5 protein-coding genes are annotated in these 4,709 nt (G+C 33.2%); 4 read left to right on the forward strand and 1 reads right to left on the reverse strand.

Annotated features, from left to right (window positions below; translation table 11 throughout):
• Positions 1-783 (reverse strand): lysylphosphatidylglycerol synthase domain-containing protein (locus tag WC223_13755; protein MFA6925306.1); only part of this gene is annotated, 783 nt, incomplete at its 3' end.
• Positions 784-955: 172 nt separating this feature from the next.
• Here WC223_13755 and WC223_13760 point away from each other — a divergent pair.
• The 4 genes from WC223_13760 to WC223_13775 form a co-directional block, all read left to right on the forward strand.
• Complete coding sequence (locus WC223_13760) at positions 956-1,498, forward strand: hypothetical protein (GenBank protein MFA6925307.1); 543 nt, start codon at positions 956-958, stop codon at positions 1,496-1,498.
• Positions 1,499-1,554: 56 nt separating this feature from the next.
• Positions 1,555-2,409 (forward strand): ATPase, encoded by an 855-nt coding sequence (locus WC223_13765; protein MFA6925308.1) that lies wholly within the window; start codon positions 1,555-1,557, stop codon positions 2,407-2,409.
• A gap of 136 nt (positions 2,410-2,545) precedes the next feature.
• Positions 2,546-4,339 carry a YCF48-related protein gene (locus WC223_13770; GenBank protein ID MFA6925309.1) on the forward strand — a complete coding sequence of 598 codons (1,794 nt, stop codon included), beginning with the start codon at positions 2,546-2,548 and terminating at the stop codon, positions 4,337-4,339.
• A gap of 16 nt (positions 4,340-4,355) precedes the next feature.
• A partial coding sequence (locus WC223_13775) for a glycerol-3-phosphate acyltransferase (protein ID MFA6925310.1) occupies positions 4,356-4,709 on the forward strand: 354 nt, incomplete at its 3' end.

Genomic DNA, 4,709 nt, shown 5'->3' on the forward strand with positions numbered 1-4,709 from the left:
AAAATTGGTTACCCAGAATCGTCCTGTCCATGAAGCAAAAGTTGAAGCTACAGCTTTAAGCCAATATTCAAAATTTTTATTTTTTAGTTCGCGTGAAGCAATTATCATTTGATTCACAGATTTCCTTACTCTCATTCTCCATTTTCTTATGCCAGGTATTAAAAAAATCCACGACAATAACGATTTTATTGTATGAGGATTTACAAACAAAGCATAGCAAAGTATAATGGAATAAACAAAAGATATGGTGTATCCTATTAACAGCAAATATGACAAGCCGTATTCGAAAGCATAAACATTAATATTTTCTACTTTAAAAATGCGGTCGTAACCGATGCTGAAAAATAAAATCGGCACCATTGTTATATAAAACAATTCGTCGAGAAGAATTGATACTAAAATAATAGCCGTACTTTTTCCTGCATTTATTCCTTCTTTATATAGAAAAAAAACCGCAGGACCAACTCCACCAATAATAGGCGGGGAAAGAGCTGAGCTGAATTCCCACAAAATAATCACATCAAAACTTCTTCGCCACGATAATTTATAATCGGTAAGAATGCGTATTCGCCACATATAAGCAATGTCTCTCACTGCCATCATCATAAATGCAATTATTATAAACAGCAATGCCGTCCCCGACCACTGGAAGAAAGAAAAAGTATCATTATTAAAGTCTTTGTATAGAAAAAAAGCGACAACTCCCATTCCAATGAGCATAGGATAAATTATGCGTCTGGGTTTTAATGCCTTCAATGATTTACTCTCATTAACTCTTGCCATACAAAAAATTACTTTCTGCGAATATAAAAATATTATTTCAGTAGTGGAGATTATTGCCAAAAATTCTTAATAATTTAAAAAAAAGAATATTTTTATTTATATTTGAGTTGGATTTTTTAAAAAAATAATGGCTATTTCTTTTTGCAATAGAATATTGAAACTTTTTTTTATCATGCTCTTGGTCTTATTATATCATTACTCTTCATCACAGGAAACCCGGCAGCAATATAAAAACGATTATGTGCAGGACACAAACAGAATAAATCGTTCAAACCGCTTTGTTACCGGAGGCAATATCGGAGTTCAGGTAGGAAGCTACACTTTTGTTGACATATCACCGACATTAGGTTACAAAGTAACAGAAAAATTTATTCCCGGAATCAGTATTTCATACAAGTATTTGCGATATGCCGATATGCAGAATGAGTTCGAAACAAACATTTATGGAGGCAGCATATTTTTCAGATACCTGATTTTAGAAAATGTTTTTGCGCATGTAGAATATGAATTACTTAATTTCGACAGACAACTATTTGACCCTTATAAACCCCCGAGAAGAATAAATATTGAAAACTTATTAGTTGGTGGCGGTTACAGGCAGGAAATATCAAACAATTTTTATACTAATTTGCTTGTGCTATGGAATTTGAATGAAACATATTATACTTTTTACACAAATCCAATAATACGAGTAAGTTTTGATATAGGGTTTTAATTTACGATTAAGTTCATTCCGGTAAAAAAAACGAATATTCACATCATATTTATAAAATGCTTCTCATTGCTGACAGCGGCTCCACAAAAACCAACTGGTGTTTAATTAATAATAAAAATAAAACTTTTTATTTCTCATCCACTGGATTGAATCCGTATTTCATTGGTTCCAGTGAAATAAAAAAAGAGCTAAGAAAAAGAATAATTCCATTTGTTGAATCAAAAAAAATTAATGAAATATTTTTTTATGGAGCAGGTTGTTCAGTTCATAAGAAATGTGATATCGTAAAAAATGCTTTAAATGAGCTTTTCCCCTCTTCATATATTGAAATAAATTCCGATTTGCTTGGTGCTGCGAGAGCATTGCTTGGCAACAAGCCAGGTATTGCCGGAATACTCGGCACCGGCTCTAATTGCTGTTATTACGATGGAAAAAAAATAAAACAAAAAATCATTTCGCTTGGTTTTATTTTGGGAGATGAAGGTAGCGGTGCAGATATTGGAAAAAAATTCATCAAATCATATCTTGAAAATAAACTTCCCTCTGACATAAAAGCAATTTTTGAAAAAAACTTTCATTTGTCAACCGTTGAAGTGCTTCATTTTATTTACAATAAAAGCCATCCCAGCAAATTTCTTGCATCATTTGTTCCGTTCATTTCAGAAAATATCAAAAACGATTTTCTTTACAATATTGTTCACACTTCTATCACAGAATATTTCAAAAATCAGGTTATCACAATGTCTGATTTCAAAAACAGAAAGTTCAGCTGCATAGGTTCAATAGCTTTTGCTTTCAAAGATATTGTTTCAAAAACCGCAAAAGAAAACAACATCAACCTTAACAAAATAATAAAGGACCCGGTGCCGGAACTAATAAATTTTCACTTGAAAAAAACATCTGTGAAGTAAAAACGAATTAGTTAAAAGGGAATTTTAATTTTCCCAAAGTTCATTACTTTCATTGATATTACTTCTATTCAATCAATTGAAACATTTTTTCGTAATTAAAGTATAATATTAATTATATTAACATTAAGTTACTATTATGAAAAAACTAATATGCATAATTATAATTATAACATCTTTTTGCAACATTTCAACTGCACAATGGCTGCAAACGAGCGGTGTTGAAGGCGGAAACATTAAATGTATGACATATTGCGGAGAAGACCTCTTTGCTCTCACAGAAGAAGGAATTTTCGCATATCGACCTGTGGAAAATATATGGAAAGTCCTTAATATTGAAGGCGTTGATAACAGTGAGATAGCTTTTATTACTTCTTTAGGCAAAACTGTTTATGCCGGAACAAAAAGAGGATTATACCGTTCAATTGACCTCGGAGAAACATGGAGCCAGACAAATAAAGGGTTTCCAAGAAACCAGGCGGTTATTGCAATGTGCCAACTCGGAAATATTTATTTTGCCGCCACAGGTGAAAGTGTTTATCTATCATCGGATAATGGCACTCAATGGAAAAACGTAAGAAACAATTTGCCTTCAAATATTTACATAAAAGCAATGGTTATAATTAGTGGAAATATTTACATCGCCACTTATGGAAAAGGAATTTTTGTAACACAGAATAATGCTGATAACTGGGAAGATATAAATGAAAATCAGGAAACAAACAAATTCTTATCTCTTGCTGTTAGCGGTTCAACTTTATATGCAGGTTCAAACCGCAAAGGTATTTATATGCTAAGCAACGGAAGCAAAACACTCATAAGCATAAACAGCGACGAAACGAAAAAATTAAGTGCTAATGCAATTGTCGTTATAGGAAGTAGCATCTACATAGGAACTGAAAAGGGCATATATATAACACGGGATAATGGTTCTTCATGGACATACTGTGAAAATGGACTTCCCAATTTTCCGAAAGTAATATCGTTAATGTCAAAGGGAAGCACTCTGTATGCCGGACTTGAAACATCGGGAGTATATGAGTCGAACAACTATGGCGCCACATGGTCAAGCAAAAATACGGGATTAAAAATGAATAAAATTTTTGTTTCATCATTAATAATATCAAATAACATATACTTTGCAGCTACCAATGGTGCCGGCGTTTTTATATCCAATACTAACGGCATGACATGGCAACCGGCAAATCAGGGTTTACCTCCGAGATTAAATGTAAAATCAATTGAGAAAAAAGATACAACTCTCTTTATAGGAACCGACAATGGTGTTTATTTCACAAAAAACAACGGTGAAACATGGCTTCACGCAAATCTTCCTGTTAAATTCATAAATTCGCTTATGGCAAAGGACAGCTTATTATACGCAGGGAGTGAACTTGGCATTTATGTTACAAAAGATAACGGCAAAAGCTGGACAAAAAAAGATTCGGGACTTGTAAACAGCAATATAACTTGCCTTGCCACACTCAAATCGAAGAAAAAAGATTTAATATTTGCAGGTACAAACGGAGGCGGAATTTATGTATCTTATGATTTGGGTAATCATTGGAAATACAAGGGGAACAGTACAATGCAAACCGCCACAATTTATTCTATAAATATCGTCAATAAAAATATATTCATAGGAACAAATATGATTTGCCTTTTGAAAAGCGGCAACTTAGGTAAAAGCTGGAAAAAAACAAACGAAGGACTGCCATCAAGAATACAGGTAAGGGGTTTTGCCATAGCGCCAAATGAGAACTTCTATTTATGCGGAAGCACTGGCTTTTATTATTCAAAAAACAAAGGAAAGTACTGGACGGAAACAAATATAGGAATACCGATAATTGACTTATATGCAATCACACTGTCTAAAGAAAATATTTTACTAGGTGGTGGAAAAGGTTATATCTATTATCAGAAAATATTTTAACAACTATATGCACCAATTGACAGAAATATCGGGAATTTTAATTTCATATTTATTGGGTTCTATTCCTTTTGCTGTTTTAATAGGAAAGTTATTTTATAATACTGATGTTCGAAAGCAAGGAAGCGGCAACAGCGGCGCAACAAACACACTGCGTATTCTCGGTGTAAAAGCGGGGATTATAGTGCTGCTCCTTGATATACTTAAAGGATACGCATCAGTAAAACTCGTTTATTTACTTGCAATTCACAATCCCTCATCGGAAGAATTTGCAAACCTCCAGATTTTATACGCTCTTGCAGCACTTATGGGGCACATATTTCCTGTTTATATAAAATTCAAAGGAGGCAAAGGAGTTGCAACATTAACGGGA

The organism is Bacteroidales bacterium (genome assembly GCA_041671145.1).
In the GTDB taxonomy this organism is placed as follows: Bacteria; Bacteroidota; Bacteroidia; order Bacteroidales; family JAHJDW01; genus JAQUPB01.